Raw genomic sequence first — 21,652 nt, 5'->3', positions numbered from 1 at the left:
GTTAAACCAGTTTTTAACGGATATTTTGTGCAATTGACTTGTTCATATCGGCAAGTAACGTCTGCATACTATTAATTAAACTTACGGTAACGTTGTAAGTTTGCATGAGTTTTTGCAGTTGCAACTGCGATTGGGAAACATAGTCAGAGGCTTGGTTTGATACCGTTTCAAGTGAGGCTTTTACCGCTTGTAGTTCACCTTGATCGAGCTTTTTGCTTGTTGCGCCACTTGAATCAGTGACACCAAGGTAGTCGTCAATGGTTTTACCTTCAATGGTAATGTTGTTGTCTTTCATGTACTGATAGGTTTCAGCATCAATGCTTGCGGTGCCTTTATCGCCGTCTTTAGCGGCGGTTGCGATAGCACTATCAACTCGGTTAGCATAACTTTGCGCTTCGCGGGTAATATCTGATTGAGCTTGCATGTCGGCGTACATGGAGTCAGCCATTTCTGAGAGCAAGTTCATGAACATGTAAAGTACGGCGATACCGCCCGATAACACATTATCACCCTGACGAGAAATATAATGTTGCTGTTCATCGGTTCTATTTTGATCGCGTATTGTATGGGTGCTGCCTATGGTGGTTGACATAATGAGTCCTTTTTAAAAAAATAAAGAATGGCTAACGAATATTTTGCGCGATAGATTTGTTCATATCGGCTAATAGGGTTTGCATACTATTGATTAAACTCACGGTAACATTGTAAGTTTGCATTAACTTTTGCAGTTGCAATTGTGACTGTGAGACATAGTCTGAAGCTTGATTAGATACGGTTTCTAAGGAGGCTTTAATAGCTTGTAGTTCACCTTGATCTTGTTTTAGTTCACTTAGCTTTATTTCTGTCATTAAACCGTTAGATTGGGGGTAACCTAAATAGTCATTAATTGGTTGGCCATCAACAGTAATGTTATTGTTATACATATATTGATATGTATCATAATCAATCGCTGATGAACCTTTATCACCTTTTTTAGCCGCTTCTGCAATGGCACTATCAACACGGTTTGCATAACTTTGTGCTTCACGAGTGATATCAGATTGAGCTTGCATGTCGGCATACATAGAATCAGCCATCTCTGATAAAAGATTCATAAACATATAAAGCACTGCAATGCCGCCGGATAAGACATTATCGCCTTGACGGGAAATGTAATTTTGTTGATAAGCGGTTCTGTTTTGATCTTGTATTGAGTGAGTGTTATTGACTGCTGACATAGAAGTTCCTCATGAATCAGTGGTTAATGTATTCAATTAGCGAATATTTTGTGCTATAGACTTATTCATATCAGCCATTAAGGTTTGCATACTATTAATTAAACTCACTGTCACGTTGTAGGTTTGCATGAGTTTTTGTAGTTGCAGTTGTGATTGAGAAACGTAGTCTGATGCTTGATTTGATACACTCTCTAATGCTGCTTTAACTGCTTGAAGTTCGCCTTGGTCGAGTGCTTTTTGCCCTTCGGGATAAGTAATGGTTTCTGTTTTTTCAACAAAAAGAATCTCCCACTTGATATCTTTGGTGAGACGTCCGTCCTGCACCATTGAGCGTTGAGGGACAATAGTGGTGACTTCTTCATCTGGCTGAGTGGCGTAGTCCTTAATGCTTTGCCCATTGACGGTAATGTTATTGTCTAACATATACTGATAGACATCGTCAGAGAGGACTTCAGAACCATCGGTTTTTTTAGCGACATTGGCTATTTGGCTATCAACCTTATTCGCCATGCTTTGCGCTTCACGAGTAATGTCAGATTTTTCTTGCATTTGCTGATACTGCATATCAGCCATTTCAGAAAGTAAATTTAAGAACATGTATAAAACAGCAATCCCTTTAGAAAACATAGGATCGCCACGGCTTGCTATTTGAAATTTAGCCGCTTCAGAGCGGTCTTTATCAATAATGCTAATATGTCCACTTGTATTAGGGGGAATCGCCATTATTTATTCCAATTGTCAAATGTGTATTTTTAAATTTATTGTTCTGCTTAAGCATTAACGTTTAGCAAAATGATTTAATTTTCGGTCTTTTAGGTTTAGTAATAATGGCATTATCCGTCTCTTGGATATTTGTATTCTTTTCTAACTTTTTTCTATTGTTATTTAATGGTTTTGTGTTCTTTTCAATTTCCTGAAATTGATTTTTAATTGTTTTAAAATTTTTCTCAATTTCTTTTGCTTTTCCGAGTATTTGTTGCTGTTGCTGTGAAAAACCATTTGGAAAAGCGTTCGATAAATTGGTTATTTTACGAATTGATCCCACATCACCATTCGTCGCTCGTTGATTTAGACTTTGAATTTCTTTTTGCAATAATTCAAATTCATCGAAGTGTTTGGTTAATGCTTTTTTGCGCTGCTCGAGATCCCTCATCATCGCTTTTAAATCGTCGCTTGTTGGTGTGTTCATACTTTCCTCCTATATGATGATTAAATAATATTCTTTTTATACGCTATTTATATCGAAAAATGTGATTACTGCCTCAATCTGGTCAAACCAGTCTGTTGTTTTGTTTTTTTCTATAGCGAATACTTAAAGTGTTAATGACTTTTTCTGCGGCGTTAACAGCCTCATACCAGGTTTCGTGATGTATGTTTTTCTGTTGTGAGATTTTAAGTGTTAACTGACTTAATTGTTTGTTATAAAATAAGCTTGCATCTTCATTTAGTTTTATTGCTTCTTCTAGAGGAGTAATGCTTGGCATATTGGATCCTTGATTAAAAAATGAAAGGAACATGAATAACTTCACCTTTATTGGTGAGGTCAATGCCATATTCATCAATAAAATTGATAATATAGCCATTATCGAGTCGAGTTTTATTCCATAACCTGTCTCCATTGGCTAACTCTATATAGGGAGAAGAAGTATTTCCGCCAATACTGACAATTTCTGAAGGTAATAATTTGTTTAATTCATCGTGTATCGGAATATTAAGAAACTGTATTTGGTAGACACTAGAGCGTTCTTTTTTTATCTGTTCAATTGCTTGGTTGATGGCTGTTTCAATGTGACTATTAACTTGCCCTGTGACTCTAATGGTTTCATTTGCCCTAGTGACCATGATGCCTTCGAGTAGATGTTTACCTCTGAGTTTATCAATGAGATCTTTTACTTGATTACTGGCTTGATTAGTGACTTTCCATTCTTTGAGGCCATTAATGCTTCTTAGCATTTTTGCGGTATTATCCCATTGCTCTCCAGATTGAATTGCGCCTGAAATATTAATTTTTCCCGGCAAGATTGTGTCAGCTGTGACTTGCAAATTGGTATAATGGTTCTCAGCTAATATCATGCGGACATTGTTAAGCAGTTGCTTTACATAAACAGCATCTTGGATCAGTCGAACGTTTTTTGCTTTGAGTGATTCTGTCAATAAATTAAAGTTTACAATATCATTGTAATACCCTGAAAGGGTGACTTGTGTATCAGATGACCAAGCAGTCGTTATGTGAGGTAAGGCTTTTTGTGATATTTGTGATTGAGTCCATTGCTGGATCGTTTTTTTGGGTTCTTTTTCAGGTGCTGCAAGTGTTACGATATAACCAATTAATAACGTGATAATAATGGCTACGCTAAATAAGCCCCAATGTACTGTTTTGGTTTTTTTGGTACTTTTTTTATTTTTGACTGCTTTTTTTGTGGTAGCGACTTGTGCCGAAGGGAGCTCACTAATGGTCATTGGTTCATCAATGGGAGCAACAGCGAAAGCTACACCAGCAACTTCAATGGCTTTATGGTAAGGTAATGCTTTATCAAATGTGTCTTCTTCTGAATCAATTAATCCATGCACATCGGACTGCAGATAAATATCAGCTTCATTGACATTGAGACAAATTTCCTCTGTCCCTTCTAAGTTTGCCAATATGTCACCATCACTGCCGATGGTTAATTGGCCTGAAGGTAATTGTAATTCGCGCCCTTTTAATGGCCCATTAAGCCAGAGTAATTTATACTGTAAGGCCATGTAGTTAATCCCTAAGGCTAATTGGCTGAGCTTTGATTAAGAAAATGCGGATCACTCTTTGTATATTTCTTTCTTCACTCCTAAACAGTCCTCCTATGAGAGGTAAATCACCAAGAAAGGGGACTTTATTATTGACGAGTTCATCTTTATCTTGCACGAAACCACCAATTAACAAACTTTGACCAGATTTAAGTTTGGCTTGAGTGGCTATTTCTGAGCTTGCGACTTGTGGTAGCGGTTCAGTGTTACTGATTGCTGATGTTTGTTGTCCATCTTCAATATTGAGAGATAACATGACTTTTTCCTGGTTATCTTCTTCAAGTAAGCGTGGGGTGACCCTTAATAAAGATCCTGTTGTGACCGATTCTAAACTGGCTACGTCCCTTCCTTCGACTTTGGTATAAAAGGTAATGTTTCTATCCAGTACCGCTTGTACATTATCCAGAGTGACGACTGAGGGGCGTGAGAGTATTTTTGCTTTAGAGGTTTTCTCTAATGCATTTATTTCCATCATGAAATCGCCTGTATCACTGATAATCGTCGATACACTTGTACCTGCACTCGCTGCTGTATTATTGAATGACACACTGCCTGCTGAAGCCGACCAATCAATGCCTAATTGTCTAAAATCAGAAGCATTGATATCAATAATCGACACTGAAATTTCTATCATTGGAGTGGGGGTATCTAATTGTAAAATGAGCTTCTCGTATGCTGCAATTTCAGCTGCTGTGCCTTTAACGATGACGGCATTTTTTCTCTGATCGGCAGAAAAAGCCGTTCTCTTGCTGTGGATTGCTTCTGTAGAATTTGTGCCCAGAGGATTACTGTTCATGGTGTTTGTCATTTCTTTTAAAATTGAAACCACGCCAGGTACCGTCACGTTTTGGTTGCGATACTCATAAACAGTGTCGTTTGCTGATGCATATTTTAGTGGAAATAGGCCTATTTCTGGACGTGTTTGATATTGCTGGGTGACGTTAGCATCAAGTTGTCTGGTGAGTTTGGATACTCGGCTTAAGCATTCTGGAACTCCCCATACTTCGATAGCATGTATACCGGGAGCAGAGTTAATACTACAGACATCATCATCAAGAATTTGCGCATTTGACAAATATTGTTTGATTCTTTCAGGTGTTAACGTATTAAGCGGGATTAATGCGTTGCTGAGTTCATGAACTTTATTGGCATACAATACACCATTGACGTAGTACCAACTTATTCCATAACGACTAAGATCATTGAGAATTTCTTCTGGCGTTTGATTGCGAATTTTACCGCTAAATTGATCCGTGACTTTGTCACTCACCACTACAGGAACATTATAATTTCGAGCAAAATCACGAATGACTGAAGCTAAAGGTGTTCCTCGGCTGAAGAGCATAAAAGGTTCACCTTGCCAATTGATATCTGTTATTGGGGCGGCGTGAACTAAGCTGACATAAAATAGCAGTATAGTCGTAATAATTTTGTTCATATTGTTTCCTCTAAGTGATTAGATAGCGTTAATCAATTAATCCATTTTCGAGAAAACGGCCAAGTGCAAGGTGTTTAATACACTTTTGTTCAAGATCTTCATTTTCATGACTAATATCGTAATAATGCCAAAGCATCCAATTATCATTACGGTATTCTAATGAGGTATCGTGGCTCTCTTTACTTGCGACGAGCAATAAAGTGGCTTGTGTGGCCCATAGTGAGAGGTGATTGGTATTGGGTGTTAATATAATACCGATAGTCGCAGCAGTTTTCTTATCGATGAGTATGGCTTCTTTATCCGCCAAAAATGCTTTCTTTTGAGAATGTTCATTTTTTTCTACTCGTAAAATACCAGTATTAATAAGCCGACTAATCATTATTCATCTCATGATAAGGTTTTTATAGGCTTAGTATGTGATGAAATAGTGTTAAGACCTATCAGGTGAACACCTTAGCTCGATAAAAGTGATAAATTTTAAGTTTTATTGTGCGGTATGTATATTATACAATAGTCATGATTGATATCTGGGCTATTTTAGAAAAAATGATAGATAATACAAAAAATGAAAAGTGTATTTCAAATGGTTTTATTGCTTTATTAAGCTAAAGGACTTTATTTTAATCGTTTTTTTTTAAATTGTTTTTAGTATGTTTCAATTAATTGTTTATGTTTCCATATAATTGAAACCGCTTTTATTCCGTATATGGTCATGGTAGATGCAAGTAGGTGCTAATTGGTTGTTGGTATAAGTTATATCGTATTGATTTATCTAGTTTTAGGTTTTTTTGTATTGTATTGGGGTGGAATTTTAATGGTTAGAACAATGTGGAAGACCTCTTTAACAGTGAAGTTAACTGTCGCTTTTACCACCATTTTGGTTTCACTTTGGTTAATGATAGAAACGGTTTCTTATAATAATACTTATTCAAGTTTGTTAAATAAAAAGCTTGCGTCTTTTGGTGAGGCTAACCATTTACAAGCCCAAGTGATTACAGGTTTGTTCGATGATGCAATAGAAGATGTGCATAGGTTAACGAAGTTACATCGAAGCTTTTCTAAAATAGGTATTTTTGATACAAAAGGCATTGTATCTCGTTATTTTCCTTTTTCTAATGAGTCTAAAAATTATCAAGATGTCATGAATATGTGGTTTGTTCAAACATTTGGTAGTGCAGGTCAACATCATTATATTGATACTTTTATCATACAACCAGACAAAGGCATTACTGTATATGCTCAAACTGACACAACAAATAAGATGTTTAATACGCGAGTAAAAGCATTAAAAACGTTATCAAAGCAAGCTTCGGTCGAAGGGATCCGTTGGGGAGAGCCTATATGGGATAAAGAGACTAAATCGTATAATTTAAGTTTTAGCTATTCAGAGCAGCCCAATGACCCCAATGCGTTACAAATTGGTTTTACGATTAATTTTGAACCTGTCATCGCACTTAATTCATTTGGATCTATGAGCCCTGAAGCATTAAGTTTCTTTTTGATACCTAATGGTAAAGTTTTTTCGTTATCGCCAGAAGCAATGACTGCTGGAAAGTTAAAACATTTTACTGAGCAATATAATCGTCAAAATTACTTATTAGAAGGTCATTTAAAAGAAACTGACTATGAAGGTTTTCATGTTATAAAAGAAAGGATTAAAGGACCAAATTGGCTTCAGGTAACATTGATCTCTAATGATTATGTTAAAAATGTGGCTTTAGCACCTATATTAAGTGAACTTCCTTGGGCACTTATCTCTTTATTTGTGATGTTAGTCATTCTCCTGATGGCTCTGAGGTATCATGTTGCTAAGCCTTTAGGCCATTTTGTTGATATTATTACTAACGATATTCAAGACACTTTGGATAGGCGGCTTCCAGCATCAAGTACCAAAGAGCTAGATCAAATAGCGACGGCATATAATCGTTTACTGGATACAATCAAAGAAAACTATAATAATCTTGAGAAAGAGATTGAACGTAGAACACTTGAGTTGGGTATTGCTAAGTTAAAAGCAGAAAAAGCTACAGAACGTAAGACAGAGCATTTGACCAGTATTAGCCATGAAATACGCACCCCTTTGAATGGCATAAATGGTTCATTGGAGTTATTGGGCCATACAGCATTGTCAGTGAAACAAAAGGATTTAGTTGAAACAGCCTATAATTGTGGAAACTCATTACTATCAATCATTAATAATTTACTTGATTTTTCTCGTATTGAAGCTGATCAAATTCAACTTAATAAGCAAATAACATCCATATTAACAATTATTGATGATGCTATGTGTACTGTGTCGGCTCGGGCTACTCATAAGCAAATTAAGTTACAATGCTTTCTAAGTAAAAATGTGCCAGAAGAAGCTCGTTTTGATCCTGTTAGAGTGAGGCAAATTTTAGTTAACTTGTTGGGAAATGCTGTAAAGTTTACTGATATCGGCACTATCAGGTTGGATGTTGAGGTTGATAATGGCTCAGTTTTATTCCATGTTGCTGATTCTGGAATGGGGATCAGAAAACAAGATTTATCACGCATATTTGAGCCTTTCGCACAAACATACCATCAAGAAATGGGGACCGGATTAGGTTTACCTATCTCAACCCGTTTAGCTTCATTTATGGGGGGGCAATTATCAGTTGTAAGTGAATTTCAAAAAGGCTCGACTTTTACTTTCATGTTACCTTTAGAAGATCCAAGTCAGCCGATTTGTTTGCTTTATAAACGGGTGCATGCTCCTCAATTTTTGCATGCTCAAATCAGTCAGTGGGGAGCTGAACCTATTGAGGAAACATTACCAGAGCTGGCTAATTCAGAGCTTAATTATTTGCCCGGACGTTTATTAAGAGTGTTACGAGAGTTGCAGCAAGGGGGCTCTCTATCAGAAGAAAAAGAAAGTCCGGCCCATTTTTTACCCTGGAAGTTGAAAATTTTATTGGTTGATGATGTTGAAACGAATAGAATTATCATAGGTAAGATGCTCATTGAGTTAAATCAAGATGTCACTTCAGTGAGTTCTGGTACTGAAGCACTAGAAAAAGGAAAACGGCAAATTTTTGATTTAGTGTTAATGGATATTCGTATGCCAGGACTTAATGGATATCAAACGACTGAAAAATGGAGAGTGGATGGGGAAATCCTTGATACTGATTGCCCTATTTTAGCATTGACCGCAAATGCTGAACCCACGGAGTATAAACATGCTATTGCCGCAGGAATGAATGATTACCTTACTAAGCCTGTTACATTAGAAAAATTAGGGGAAATGCTCGATAAAGTAGCAGAATTACAAATTGATCGAGATATTACGCTTGATATTATTGATGAAACAGAGCCTTCTATTTTAAGTGTATTTGATGATGATTTAAAAGATAAATTGATAAAAGAGTTAACTCGAATGGTTGAGCAAGGTCAGGCTGCCATTAATGTTGAAAACTGGAATGATTTGGCTGATATGTTACATCAAATAAAAGGCTGTTCGGGGGTGGCGGGGATGGTTGATATGACTGATGCGACGCAACAATTGGAAGTTGACTTAGCACAAAAAGGGTATTTGCATAATGAAGATTTAACGGCATTAAGTGAGTTTATTGAAGGTTTAAAGTAGTGTGGCTTAAATGACTTGAAGACCAGTCTCTTCAAGTCATTTGAATTTAAGTGGGTGGTATATTGTTAGTGGCTAAGTGAGTTCATACCCATGCGCTGGGACCACTGTATAAGATTAGCGACATTATGAGCATCCAGTTTTTGCATTAGATTCATTCTGTGAGTTTCTACTGTTTTTAAACTGATCACTAAGTTTTCTGCAATATCCCGATTACGAAGACCTTCACAAATTAATTTTAGCACTTGTTTTTCTCTTGGTGTCAATAAAGGAATATCACCGTCTGATACGTCCTTAAGTGCTTCAACTTGCTTTGCGTTTAAACTTGGATCTAAGAATACTTTGCCTCTGGCAACGCATTTTATTGCTGCTAGCAATGTGTTCTTTGGGCTGTTTTTGATAACATAGCCGTTTGCTCCTGCATCTAATGCTTCTCTGGCGCTTTTTTCTTCGACAGAAGCTGTTAACACAATCACCATCATTTCAGGCCAGCGCTGTCTTAATTGTCTGATGACATCGACTCCTGACATGCCTGGCAGTTTAAGATCAATAAAGACAAGATCGGGTTGCAATTTGAGGCATTTATCATAAACAGATAGACCATTTTCAGCGAAACCAACAAATTCGAATTCTGGATACGAAGAAAGAAAGCCTCTTAATCCATCAAAAATGAGTGAATGATCGTCAACAACGAAGAGTTTAGTTATATTTTTATTGGTAAATGTCATAACTGTGTCCTTGCAACGTTACCAGTTGATGTTGTTGCTTAATATATCGGCAGCTGAAGTGTTGTTTACTCTTGCATGTAATAAAGAAGATTAAATTGTATATAAAGGTGCTAACTAAATGCATTTAACTCCCTTTTTTCACTCATGTCAAATTAACAGGGAATATGTTTTTTAATTGATTGATTACTTGTGAATAATGCTTAATTTTTTATCTTATTATGTGAATATAAATAATTATTCACTTAAATGTTATTTTTTATTTGTTTTTATGTTGCTTGTCAATGTTTTTATTTTTTAATTGTGTAGCGTTTGGTTACCAGATGGAAAGCAAAAGAGAAATTTTGTTTTCTTTATATCAAATATTTACTCATTAATTATTCACAATGAGGTGATAGTATATTGTTCTGATGTTTATTTGAGATTTTTGTTTTTTATTGGCGATGTGATTGTTTAATTACGAGGTTATATTTTTATTTAATGACAAATAAATGGGTTATTTAAATGGTGTCAATGTTTTATTAATGTTAATTTGGTTGGTGATAATCTATTAAAGTCTATTATCGAATAGTGTATATCATTGCTCTTGATTTGTGTTTTTTAATAACTCCGGATTGGCTAAGAATACCTTTAGGCGCTTTACTTCATTTTGAGTAAAATGCTCATTGAGGTATTTTTCGATTTCCTGTTGATTGTTTTTAGTTAAGTGTATGTAACTATTTACTTTATCATTCCATTTTAAATTTATTTCTTGTGTTTCTCTAGCCCTTGAAACAATATCTGCATTCATGTTCAAGTCGATTATTTCTGTTGTGATTAATTTGGTCGCAATTTCTTTTGCATCAAGAGTCGGTTGCAAAGCGCGACGATTTTTTTGGCTAAGTTGACTAATATGATGTTGTAATAAAGTGTTTTTTTCAATTTGGTTCAGACTGATATCTTGTCTTATTGCAAGGCGTTCTAATGTTTGTTCGGTATATTGATTATCATGTGAAAAAAAAGCATCAACTTCTAATTTATTGAAAAACCTTGCTTGTAACTTATTAATTTCTCGTATGAAAGAGTAAGTTTCATCTAAGTCTAGTTCTTCTCCCAACCTGGGAGGGGCTTGTTTGATTGTTGCAATAGTTTGCTTATAAAGTTTATATCGTTCAAAAAGATCCAATAAGTCTTGGGTAGCTTCAGCGGATAGGGTTAATGTCTCTGCCAAGCGAAACAATAGATCAATGGATTGAAGTGTTGAATTAGGGGGGAATTGTAAAGTAAAAATAATGTCATCAAACTGATCGCGTAAGTGGCGGTTAATATTGAGTGAGCGCGTATGTTGTATGGCTTCTATTTTTAATATTTTTTCGTCGAGGGGGAGACTGAGATGATTGTCTGATGTTTGATTTTGTTGTGTCGATGTTGTTTTTTTATCTGTTGAGATATTCAAATAAAATAATAGATAATTAATGCCACAAACAATAAGGATAAAAAAGAGTGGGAGAAGTATAAATGTATTTTTTGACAATAATTTGCTCATCTTATAATCCCAATTCTCTAAGGCGTTGAGCGTGCTGTAAATAAAGGTTTATCGGATTTGTTTCCCACCAACTGACTAATCCAAAACTTTGATTAATCTCATCTAAGTGATTCATTTTATAGTTATCTTTAATAACTTTACCCAAGTGGGAACTACATCTAGATACAAGCCCATCGTTTTCTTCATCAAAGATGAGACTAGTAAGGGCTAATGAATAATCAATAGCGTCTAGATAATTTGTCATTACTGACGTTCCTGACCATGAAAAATAATAGACGCCATTGCTAGCAAGCATGTCTGTTTCACCGCAATACTGTGAAGGGATCCCTTCTGGGTAGGTTTGATTAAACTTTATTGAACCTGCGGTTGTTAATGAATCAGCCATAGTTAAAGTATCGTTAGGCCGTTCTTTGTGACCCGATAGCCGGGCAATTAAGTCAGCGAGTGAGTTCAATCCTTGTTCAATTAACCACTCGCTGTTTGAATGAGGTGAAATATTTCCACGCAGATAATCAGCAAAATGACTTCCCCAATTGACTCCCCCAACTGAAGTGACCGAGGCAACCCACTCTGGGCTAACGCTTGCAACGTAGCGTGCTGTTGGGGCACCGTGGCTATGACCAATTAAATTCACTTTTTTAGCTCCAGTTAATACCATAACTGATTGGACATAAGTTCTTAATTGTTCTCCTCTTACTTCTGTTTTATTCGATGGAGAAACGGCAGCAATAAATACTATGTTACCTTTTTCTGTTAATGCTTGAGGGATGCCATAGAAGTAATCAATACCCCAAATATCATCAAAGCCAAATAGCCCATGAATTAAGATAATAGGATATTTTGTTGCAACTTTATTTGTATCAGCACTTGCAGGGATAGTTAAAAGGCTAAAGCAGCAGATTAACACTATTTTTATGATATTATTTATCATTTATATTCACTGTATTTAATGAGTTATTATCAATTTATACTATCCATGTTATTTGGGGCTCATAATGAGCTTTATTATATGAATGATAGTGGTGATATAAATCAGGAGATATAAGGTGTTGACCTGAACTTTACCAATACGGCTTAGATTAGATATTCATTTTTTTATATTAATATACAATGAAAAGTTGATGTTATAATTTGAAACTAACTTTTGATAAATCAATGGTATCATTTTAATAATTCTGGATTAGCCAGAAAAACCTTTAGGCGTTTCACTTCATTTTGAGTAAAGTGTTCATTTAAATATAGTTCTACGTTTTGTGGATTGTTTTTATTTGATTTTTTTTCAATAAATTGTTTGTAAGTCTTTACTTTTTTTGTCCACTGTTGGTTGTCATTTTGAATTTTTTGCGCTCTTGAAATGGTTTCTGTTCTCATATCAAGTGAGATTACATTTGCATTTTTGATGTGCTTAGCAATTTTATTAGCGTCTAAACTGGGTTGTAAAGCATTACGTTCATTTGGGTTTAATTGACTAATTTGATGCTGTAATAATAGGGCTTTTTGTTGTTCATTAAGATTGGGATCTTGTCGAATTGCGACGCGTTCTAGGGTTTGTTCTGCATAGAGGCTGTCTTGCTTAAAAAATGCATCTATTTCGATATCATTAAAAAATTCAGATTGTAAATCATTAATTTGATTTATAAAATTTTGTGTTTCATACAAATCTATTTTTTCACCTAATTCAGGCCCGTGTGCTTTAATATGCGCAATGGCTTGACTGTAGTCTTTATATCGAGAAAAAAGATCAAATAACTGTTGACGAGCACTAAGTGATAAGAATAGATCTTGAGCCAGTAAGGTTAATGGCTTTGTTGGGAAAGTGGTCAAATTTGATGTTTTTTGCAGTGAGAAAATAATTTCATCAAATTGCCAGCGTAAATCTCGATTGAGTTGAAGCGAATTTCCTTGTTGAGTGTGGTTTTGTGTGACGGTATTGCCTTTATCACTGGGAGAGTTGTCAGTGGTGGCTTGAGTTGAACGAGAGTTTAATTGTACCTTTTTATCGCTGGTTAGATTGTTTAGGACAATGAAGATAAGGCCTACAATCAATACGATGAGAAGAATAGGGTATCGAAAAGCTGATATTGATTGTAGGGAGATCATATTATAGTCCTAAGCTTTTAAGGTATTTAGCATGTTGACGATAGATATTGACGGGATTAGTTTCCCACCAACTGACTAGACCAAACACTTGATTAACTTCATCTAAATGGTTCATTTTATAATCATCTTGTATGACTTTACCCAAGTGTGAACTACAGCTTGAAACCAGACCATCATTTTTCTCATTAAATAATAAGCTGATCAATGAAAGTGCATAGTCCCCAGCATCGAGTACATGGGTCATTGGATCGGCTCCTGACCATGAAAAATAATGCACGCCATTACTCGCAAGCATTTCTCCTTCCCCGCAATATTGCGTTGGCATGCCTTCAGGATATTGGCTATTAAATAATATGGAACCCTCAGTGGTCAATGAGTCAACCATTGCGAGGCTATCTGCGGGTAAATCTCCTGCTCCTGATAATCCTGCTATAACAATAGCAAGTGAATCAAATGCTTGCTCTATAACCCATTCAAGGCTGGAATCATAAGGGACGGCGCCTCTAGCGACGTCGGCAAAAGTACTTCCCCAGTTTACTCCGCCAACGGAGGTGACAGAAGCGACGAGTTCAGGACTGACACTGGCCACATAACGTGCGGTAGGACCACCGTGACTGTGGCCAATAAGGTTCACTTTGTCGGCACCTGTTAAAGCTATTACACCTTGAATATATGTTCTGAGCTGCTCGCCTCTGACTTCGGTGGTGTTAGAAGGTGAAACAGAAGCAATATAGACATCCGCTCCTTTTTCTTTTAATGCTTGAGGGATCCCGTAAAAATAGTCAATCCCCCATATATCGTCAAAACCGAATAATCCATGTACCATTACGATAGGATATTTAGTATCGGTGGTATTATTTCCTGCATAGCTTACGCCAGTAAAACATAATAGTAATACTGAAATGACTTTCATCCATTTTTTCATGATATTCCCCAAAAATATCGTACTGCAGTTGATAAAAAAAACTGTTTTGTCACAATTTTGTAATTTATATATTTTATTATTACTAAGTTGTAACCTTTATATTAGTAAGGCAAAATATAACTGGGGGCAATATTTATTTTTATCTTTTAAAATTAGTATTTTGAATAAAAACAACTGTTTCAAACGACTGTTCTTTTTAACTTGTTGATCTTCTTGTTTTTAACATTAAGTTTAAATCTTTATACATTTTTTTAGTGGTCTATAAGATTGCTTCATTTTGTTTCTGGTCGTACCAGAATGTAAGATCAAATTATGATGGCTCATAAAAGTAGTGCCTATTTCATTAATTGATTTCAGATGTTTTTTGCCTGCTTTATTTGATGTTGAAGGTCTTTTGTTGTTTTAGATAGCACTCGATAATTTCCTATATACAACGTACTTTTTATTCCGTTAAAGTGAGTCACTCAGGTATCTTTATTTTTTGTATCGCATAAGTTCACAAGAAAACCAGTATGATTTAAACCTATTGGGCTTATTATTGTTAGCGCAATTTCATTATATAGAGGCTCAAGTAGCGTGGGTTTTAATAGACTGTTTGAGACTTAGATGTGTTTGATAACTGACCTCATCGTTATTCATTTATATCCATGTAAACACGATATTTGTTCGTTCTTAAACATTAGATGGTGGGAATGTCTGTTAAAGCATGAGCCATTTACATAAGAGGATATTTAAAGGAATTGTGTTTGATAAGCCAGTATCACGGGTATAACACTGGCTCAAATCGAGATGGAAGGAGATTATTCTTTGCTGACATTGACCTCATAAGAGCTAAACTTTCTGATATTGATAACGCCAGTGTCAAACAATAAATATTGCCCTTTAATACCTTGCAAAATACCACTGACAATAGGGTTCTTATCAAAATTATGTGAACTTATTTTCGTTGGGAAAGTATCAACAGGGAAGGTGATATGTTGACTTTCCTCGTTTAAAGGTACAATGGCTTGAGAACCATGTTGGTCAATGATGTGCGCTAACTGAGTTTGAATGTGAGGGATGAGTTGCTGGGCTTGTTGTTTCAAGTCAAGATCATCAGCATTGCCTTTTAACATTGTACGCCAATTTGTTTTATCAGCGATCATTTTTGCTAATTCAACTTCCACTAAACCTGAGATGAATCGAGTGGCAACCTTAAAAAGCAGTAAGCCTTGAGTCGCGCCTTGATCTATCCAACGTGTAGGGATTTGTGTATGTCGTGTTATCCCTACTTTTAGGCCTGATGTATTTGAAAGGTATACATAATGTGAGGTAAAACAATTGGCCTCGCCCCAGCTGGGTTCTCTGCAAGTTCCTTGGTCAAAATGGCAGGTTTCAGGCTTCATTATGCACATGTCGCAACTGGCTAGTTTTTGCATGCAAACATAGCAATGACCTTGAGAGTAACTTTTTTTGGTTTTTTTACCGCAGTGGCTACAAAAAATATTACCAGTATGATTAAGTGTGAGGTGTTGTCCAATTAATGGGTTTAATTCAAGATATTGGTCGCCTATTGGAAGACGGTACTGCACAAGATGATTCTCATCAAGCTTGGCTGACATTTTTTTTAGCGTTCCTAACATAACATCGTTCATTTTCTTATTTTATATTTAATCGTTATTCTAACATTTATAGGGGGAGCGTGAAGGGAGATTTTAGGAGGGAGAGGATATCCCCATGCATTTAAAAGTTGCATAGGGATATGAAGTATTATTCTTCTATTTTATCGAGTACAACATCATCACCTATAGCGTAGAGAGATTGGGTGAGCTCTTCTTCTTGTTCGTCTTTCATACTGACATTAAAATCTGCTCGAAATAATGCTATCCCTGTGTGGCTAGCCGTTTCATATTGGCTGCTAAAACGTTCAATATTAATATTCAACGCATGCATTTTATTTGAAATATCTTGCACTAAGCCAATACGATCATAGGCGACTAAACGGAAATGTGCTCGTTTCAAATTTGTGTCAATTTTGCTGGTTTGGGCATGTGTGAAAGTGAGGCTATCGATGGCGGTAAGATCATCGAGTAGAAGGGGCCAATGTTGTGGGGGAAACTCTATCTGTAATATGGCTGCAAAAACCCCATCGATAGAACGCATTTCAGAGTCTAACCAATTGCCTCCATAATGGCTTATTTTATTGGCAATATCTTCCACTAATCCTTCTTTATCATTAGCTTGTAATGTTATTAAATATCTTAACATTGTTATGTCACTCCTTAATTGTGCATTGTAACAATAGTGTCATTTTTGCGTCATATAATGCAGCGCTTAGAATATGTATTTTTTTCACTCTGTTAGGTCAGTATTACTGTTAACATAGTCACCAAGATAATCCCAGTTAAAAGTTGACTGGTTATAACAAAAATAGAGGTTTTTAATGGGAAATCAGTCAGCTTTAACCACTAAAGATGTGTTGTTTGCACATGGCCGCACTCGAAGAGCGATTAAAGATAGATTGACGCAAGCCAGTGTTACTTTAGGTGGAACCATGGTTTTTGTCGCATTATTACTGATTTTTTTCTATTTATTGTATGTGATTAAACCTATTTTTGATGGTGCTAATGTTACGCCAGTTATTAGTATTAATGAAACGGATAAGGCACCTGCTTTGATGGTGGGCAGTGATGAGCAAAATCAAGTGCTTTATCGTGTATCGACAGAAGGCCGTGCAGATTTTTACAGTACAAAGACTGGTGAACGCTTAAGTGAGCAGCAAGTCATGTTGCCAGAAGGGGCATCGATTGTATCTAGTACCACGTCGGTCGCCAGTAAACAACTTTTCGCTCTGGGCTTAAGCAATGGTCAGATCATTGTTGTGGGGGTGAGTTTTAATGTGAGCTACCCTAATAACAAGAAAACAATTACGCCCAAATTGACTTACCCTGCTGGGAATTCTCCACTGACGTTAGACTCTAAAAGAGGGGATATTAAGCATTTAGCATTTGATTTTTCTGAAGACAAAATGAGTTTTGTTTATCAGGACAATCAAGGAGCTTGGCATCTGATTCGTGAGGAAGGTGAAGAAAATATGATGACCGAGGAGATTGAATGGCAATCGACTCAAACGACATTACCTGATGCCCCTATAAATGTGCAGCAACAGCTTATGTTACCGGATCAAAAGCAGCTATTACTGCGTGCTAATAATAAACTTTTTGTTTATAACATTCAGGACTTGGAAGATGTGTCTCTAATGCAAGTTCTTGAATTAGAAAGAGCGAAAGCTGATGTGAGTGGCGTGAGTTTACTGGCAGGAGCAAGCTCATTATTGGTGAGTTATGATAACGGCCTTATTCAGCAATACTTTCAAGTTAATGGTGCTAAAGGACGACAGTATCAAGAAATACGTGATTTTAATATTAAAGGCCAATCGGATGTGATTGCCAGTGAGTTTTATCGTAAAGGGTTTGCTACGGTTGATGAGGCTGGACGTTTAACGTTATTGTATACGACGAGCCAGCGCACATTATTTTCAAAAAATTACCATAACGATAATGTCGATTTAAGTCATCCTACCGCGATAGGTTTTAGTCCTAGAGCGAATGCATTGGTGATTGAAGCTAATAATCAGTTGCACTTATTCAGTGTGGACAATGCGCATCCCGAAGTCTCTTGGAGCGCGATGTGGGATAAGGTTTGGTATGAAGGTTATCCTGAGCCAAAATATTTGTGGCAGTCGACGTCAGGTTCCGATGATTTTGAAGCTAAGTTAAGTTTAACGCCCTTGGCATTTGGCACTTTAAAAGCGGCTTTATATGCCATGTTATTTGCCACGCCCCTGGCGTTAGCAGGAGCAATATATACGGCTTATTTTATGTCACCTAAAGTGCGTGCGGTAGTGAAGCCGACGATTGAGATAATGGAAGCATTACCCACCGTTATTTTAGGCTTTTTAGCGGGTTTGTGGTTGGCGCCATTAATTGAAGATCATCTTCCAGGTATTTTAACTTTATTTATTCTCATGCCATTATCGATTCTTTCAACGGCCTTTGCTTGGTATAAATTGCCCGTGAAATGGAAGCAGAGATTGCCTGATACCTATCAAGAATTATTACTCCTTCCTGTTATTTGCTTTGTGACTTGGTTTTCTTTTGCAATTAGCCCAGCGTTAGAATTGATATTTTTTGGTGGTGATACTCGGCTTTATATTACCAATGTACTTGGGATTACCTTTGATCAACGTAATGCACTAGTTGTGGGAATTGCTATGGGTTTTGCGGTTATTCCAACAATTTTTTCAATCGCCGAAGATGCCGTTTTTTCTGTGCCAAGGCATTTATCGAATGGAAGTCTTGCGTTAGGTGCAACGACCTGGCAAACCTTAACGCGAGTGGTATTGTTGACAGCCAGTCCAGGTATTTTTTCTGCAGTAATGATGGGGCTTGGACGCGCTGTGGGTGAAACCATGATTGTATTAATGGCGACAGGTAACACGGCGATTATGGAGTGGAGTGTTTTCCAAGGAATGCGAACCTTGGCGGCAAATATTGCAGTGGAAATGCCGGAATCAGCAATCGGTAGCTCTCATTATAGAGTGCTGTTTTTAGCCGCTTTTGTGTTGTTTATTTTTACTTTTGTGTTTAATACGATTGCTGAAGTTGTTAGGCAGCGTTTACGCGAACGCTATAGTTCACTGTAATGGATAATAATAATGAACGCTATGAGTATGATATCGCTAATGACTGTGGAAGGGTGGTGTAATGGGTAAGTGGTTTAAATCAGGCTCTCCTTGGATCTGGATGACCAGCGGTGCAGTGAGTATTTGTCTTCTGTCTGTATTAGGTTTATTGCTGTTAATTGCTGCGAAAGGCTTGAGTTATTTTTGGCCTGATCATATCTATCAGTGGCAATTGAAAGACGCTCAAGACCAGCAATATAGTCTCATTGGCGAAATTTATGATTCAGAAAGTGTGCCGACAGAAAGGTTAATCGCGTCAGGTAGGCAACTGGCGCCTGATGTAGGGCAATCAGTAACACGCTATTTGATTAAAACCGGTAACCGTGAGTTTGTCGATTTAGATTTTCGTTGGATTTTAGCCAGTGATATTATTTCACGCTCTCAGCCTAAAGATGTGGCTGTTATTGAAAGGAATAAAAACGGTGATTTTTTTGGTTTTCCTGTTGCGGTGGTTGAAAATGGTCGTCGAATAACAGGTAGCGACTTATCTCAAGAATTGCAAAAGCATATTGATAGAGCCGTCAAGCTTAATGAACAAGCCCAAGCGTTGCAAAAAGGGGACATTGGCTCTATTAACTATCGATTAGAGAAATTACGCTTAAAAGAAAGGGGCTATGAGCTTGATAATACTTTGACGGATGAGCGCAAACAGTCGATTGCTCAACAAAAGGCTCAACTCGATGCAGAGTACAAAGTATTAGAAGCCCGCTTTTTTGATTTAAGAAAACAAGCTGCTCGTGATGCCTTGGTTATTAAGGATATGCGGGGTAAGGAAGTGACACTACCTTTAGATTCTATTCTGGCAATCACTTACCCCAATCAATTGAACTTTATTGATAAGGTGGGCCATTGGTTTACCGGAGTGGGGAAATTTATTAGCCAAGATCCCCGTGAAGCCAATACTGAAGGGGGGGTGTTCCCTGCTATTTTTGGTACTGTTTTTATGGTGTTGTTGATGGCGGTCATTGTGACACCTTTTGGTGTCGTGGCTGCTATTTATTTACATGAATATGCAAAAAAAGGGCTAGTCACTAAGCTTATTCGTATCGCTGTTATTAACTTAGCGGGTGTGCCTTCTATTGTTTATGGTGTGTTTGGTTTAGGCTTCTTTGTTTACATGTTGGGAGGCTCTATTGACTCTTTGTTTTACCCAGAAGCGTTACCTGCACCGACATTTGGCTCTCCAGGTGTGCTGTGGTCTGCTTTAACGTTGGCTATTTTAACGTTACCTGTTGTTATTGTATCAACAGAGGAAGGGCTCAGTCGTATTCCAAGCTCTGTTAGGCAAGGCAGCCTTGCTTTAGGGGCGACTAAGGCAGAAACCCTATGGCGGATCATTATTCCTATGGCCAGCCCTGCGATTATGACTGGTCTTATTTTAGCTGTGGCCCGCGCTGCCGGAGAAGTGGCGCCGTTAATGCTAGTAGGGGTTGTCAAATTGGCTCCAACCTTACCTGTTGATATGAACTTTCCTTTCGTGCATCTGGATAGAAAGTTTATGCATCTAGGTTTTCATATCTATGATGTTGGTTTTCAAAGCCCCAATGTAGAAGCGGCAAGGCCTTTAGTTTACGCCACATCTTTTTTGTTAGTGTCAGTGATTGTTGGACTGAACTTAACGGCAATTGGTGTACGGAATCATTTACGCGAGAAGTACCGTTCACTGGAGCAGTAAGTGCTTGTGAGCATGAACAGATTTTAGCATGATTGAGAGAGTTTAAGGCTGATACCCTTAAGTGATAGGAAAGAATATGATTTCAGTAGACAGTTCAAGAAATGCAACTAAATTAGATTTGACGCAATTGAGTCAAGAACAAATGGCTCTTGAAATTAAAAAGCTCAACTTAAAATATGGCGACAAGCAAGCCCTATTTGATGTGTCAATGCAAATACCAACGAAGCAAGTGACGGCATTTATTGGACCGAGTGGTTGTGGTAAATCAACCTTACTTCGGTGCATTAACCGTATGAATGATTTAGTAGAAAATTGTAATATTGATGGTGAAATTTTACTAAATGGGCAGAATATTTACCATAAAAAGGTCGATGTTGCTGCCTTGCGTCGCAATGTGGGTATGGTGTTTCAACGGCCCAACCCTTTTCCTAAGTCTATTTATGAAAATGTGGTTTATGGTTTACGCTTACAAGGCGTGAATAATCGTCGAGAACTCGATGATGCGGCTGAGCGCTCACTGCGTGGTGCGGCTATTTGGGATGAGGTGAAAGACAGATTACATGATAATGCTTTTGGGTTATCTGGCGGGCAGCAGCAAAGATTAGTGATTGCAAGGGCCATTGCCATTGAACCTGAAGTGTTATTACTGGATGAGCCGACGTCGGCATTGGATCCTATTTCAACTTTAACGATTGAAGAGCTGATCACTGAGTTAAAAAATAAATACACTGTGGTGATAGTGACTCATAATATGCAGCAAGCAGCAAGGGTATCGGATCAAACGGCGTTTATGTATATGGGCGAGTTGATTGAATACGGTGATACTAACAGTATTTTTACGACGCCTAAAGAACGTAAAACAGAAGATTATATTACTGGTCGTTATGGTTAAGGTTAGCGCTTTTTATCATGCATTTTTTGTACACAGATTAGGGTGAG

At 37.1% G+C, this 21,652-nt stretch carries 19 protein-coding genes; 4 read left to right on the top strand and 15 right to left on the bottom strand.

The genetic code is table 11. The annotated features are described in order from the left end of the window. Window positions 1–13 precede the first annotated feature (13 nt). The 8 genes from Q0976_RS10355 to Q0976_RS10320 all read right to left on the bottom strand — a co-directional run bounded on the left by Q0976_RS10355 (window position 14) and on the right by Q0976_RS10320 (window position 5,818). A complete protein-coding gene (locus Q0976_RS10355; protein WP_299493665.1) occupies window positions 14–592 on the bottom strand; it encodes a secretion protein EspA in 579 nt (192 codons plus the stop codon). Between the two features lie 31 nt (window positions 593–623). Continuing rightward, complete coding sequence (locus tag Q0976_RS10350) at window positions 624–1,217, bottom strand: secretion protein EspA (RefSeq protein ID WP_299493663.1); 594 nt, start codon at window positions 1,215–1,217, stop codon at window positions 624–626. Window positions 1,218–1,253: 36 nt separating this feature from the next. Further along, the gene (locus tag Q0976_RS10345) at window positions 1,254–1,940 is read right to left on the bottom strand and encodes a secretion protein EspA (RefSeq protein WP_299493661.1); all 687 of its coding nucleotides are present in this window, start codon (window positions 1,938–1,940) and stop codon (window positions 1,254–1,256) included. A 61-nt stretch (window positions 1,941–2,001) separates the two neighbouring features. Beyond that, entirely contained in the window at window positions 2,002–2,406 is a 405-nt protein-coding gene (locus tag Q0976_RS10340; RefSeq protein WP_299493659.1) for a hypothetical protein, read from the bottom strand. An 82-nt stretch (window positions 2,407–2,488) separates the two neighbouring features. Continuing rightward, window positions 2,489–2,701, bottom strand: a complete 213-nt coding sequence (locus Q0976_RS10335) for a hypothetical protein (RefSeq protein ID WP_299493657.1) — start codon at window positions 2,699–2,701, stop codon at window positions 2,489–2,491. 13 nt (window positions 2,702–2,714) lie between these two features. Next, window positions 2,715–3,962, bottom strand: a complete 1,248-nt coding sequence (gene sctD, locus Q0976_RS10330) for a type III secretion system inner membrane ring subunit SctD (protein ID WP_299493655.1) — start codon at window positions 3,960–3,962, stop codon at window positions 2,715–2,717. A gap of 4 nt (window positions 3,963–3,966) precedes the next feature. Further along, complete coding sequence (locus Q0976_RS10325) at window positions 3,967–5,439, bottom strand: EscC/YscC/HrcC family type III secretion system outer membrane ring protein (RefSeq protein ID WP_299493653.1); 1,473 nt, start codon at window positions 5,437–5,439, stop codon at window positions 3,967–3,969. Window positions 5,440–5,467: 28 nt separating this feature from the next. Then, on the bottom strand, window positions 5,468–5,818 hold the full coding sequence (locus tag Q0976_RS10320) for a hypothetical protein (RefSeq protein ID WP_299493651.1): 351 nt from the start codon (window positions 5,816–5,818) through the stop codon (window positions 5,468–5,470). A gap of 435 nt (window positions 5,819–6,253) precedes the next feature. On the opposite strand from Q0976_RS10320, the gene Q0976_RS10315 reads away from it, so the two are divergent. Then, the gene (locus tag Q0976_RS10315; protein ID WP_299493649.1) at window positions 6,254–9,043 is read left to right on the top strand and encodes a two component system sensor kinase; all 2,790 of its coding nucleotides are present in this window, start codon (window positions 6,254–6,256) and stop codon (window positions 9,041–9,043) included. 65 nt (window positions 9,044–9,108) lie between these two features. Here the strand turns inward: Q0976_RS10315 and Q0976_RS10310 are convergent, their stop codons facing one another. From Q0976_RS10310 to Q0976_RS10280, 7 genes are all read right to left on the bottom strand, one after another. Next, window positions 9,109–9,768, bottom strand: coding sequence for a two component system response regulator (locus Q0976_RS10310; protein WP_299493647.1), 660 nt, complete (start codon window positions 9,766–9,768; stop codon window positions 9,109–9,111). 574 nt (window positions 9,769–10,342) lie between these two features. Continuing rightward, a complete protein-coding gene (locus Q0976_RS10305) occupies window positions 10,343–11,278 on the bottom strand; it encodes a lipase secretion chaperone (protein ID WP_299493645.1) in 936 nt (311 codons plus the stop codon). A gap of 13 nt (window positions 11,279–11,291) precedes the next feature. Continuing rightward, window positions 11,292–12,221 carry a triacylglycerol lipase gene (locus tag Q0976_RS10300; protein ID WP_299493643.1) on the bottom strand — a complete coding sequence of 310 codons (930 nt, stop codon included), beginning with the start codon at window positions 12,219–12,221 and terminating at the stop codon, window positions 11,292–11,294. A 230-nt stretch (window positions 12,222–12,451) separates the two neighbouring features. Beyond that, window positions 12,452–13,390 carry a lipase secretion chaperone gene (locus Q0976_RS10295; RefSeq protein ID WP_299493641.1) on the bottom strand — a complete coding sequence of 313 codons (939 nt, stop codon included), beginning with the start codon at window positions 13,388–13,390 and terminating at the stop codon, window positions 12,452–12,454. A gap of 1 nt (window position 13,391) precedes the next feature. Next, the gene (locus tag Q0976_RS10290; RefSeq protein WP_299493639.1) at window positions 13,392–14,315 is read right to left on the bottom strand and encodes a triacylglycerol lipase; all 924 of its coding nucleotides are present in this window, start codon (window positions 14,313–14,315) and stop codon (window positions 13,392–13,394) included. 800 nt (window positions 14,316–15,115) lie between these two features. Further along, window positions 15,116–15,937, bottom strand: coding sequence for a DUF2797 domain-containing protein (locus Q0976_RS10285; protein WP_299493638.1), 822 nt, complete (start codon window positions 15,935–15,937; stop codon window positions 15,116–15,118). 127 nt (window positions 15,938–16,064) lie between these two features. Continuing rightward, window positions 16,065–16,562 carry an ACT domain-containing protein gene (locus Q0976_RS10280; protein ID WP_299493636.1) on the bottom strand — a complete coding sequence of 166 codons (498 nt, stop codon included), beginning with the start codon at window positions 16,560–16,562 and terminating at the stop codon, window positions 16,065–16,067. 175 nt (window positions 16,563–16,737) lie between these two features. Between Q0976_RS10280 and Q0976_RS10275 the strand changes: the two genes are divergently transcribed. The 3 genes from Q0976_RS10275 to pstB all read left to right on the top strand — a co-directional run bounded on the left by Q0976_RS10275 (window position 16,738) and on the right by pstB (window position 21,605). Next, window positions 16,738–18,999: an ABC transporter permease subunit gene (locus Q0976_RS10275; RefSeq protein WP_299493634.1), complete on the top strand. Its 2,262-nt coding sequence runs from the start codon at window positions 16,738–16,740 to the stop codon at window positions 18,997–18,999. 61 nt (window positions 19,000–19,060) lie between these two features. After that, window positions 19,061–20,713: a phosphate ABC transporter permease PstA gene (gene pstA, locus Q0976_RS10270; protein ID WP_299493632.1), complete on the top strand. Its 1,653-nt coding sequence runs from the start codon at window positions 19,061–19,063 to the stop codon at window positions 20,711–20,713. Window positions 20,714–20,789: 76 nt separating this feature from the next. After that, window positions 20,790–21,605 (top strand): phosphate ABC transporter ATP-binding protein PstB, encoded by an 816-nt coding sequence (gene pstB, locus Q0976_RS10265; protein WP_299493630.1) that lies wholly within the window; start codon window positions 20,790–20,792, stop codon window positions 21,603–21,605. Window positions 21,606–21,652: the final 47 nt, after the last annotated feature.

Origin of the sequence: uncultured Shewanella sp. (genome assembly GCF_947501665.1) — a bacterium.
In the GTDB taxonomy this organism is placed as follows: Bacteria; Pseudomonadota; Gammaproteobacteria; order Enterobacterales; family Shewanellaceae; genus Shewanella.
Note: the sequence above shows the minus strand (reverse complement) of the source record. Positions and strands in the feature narration are given on the sequence as shown.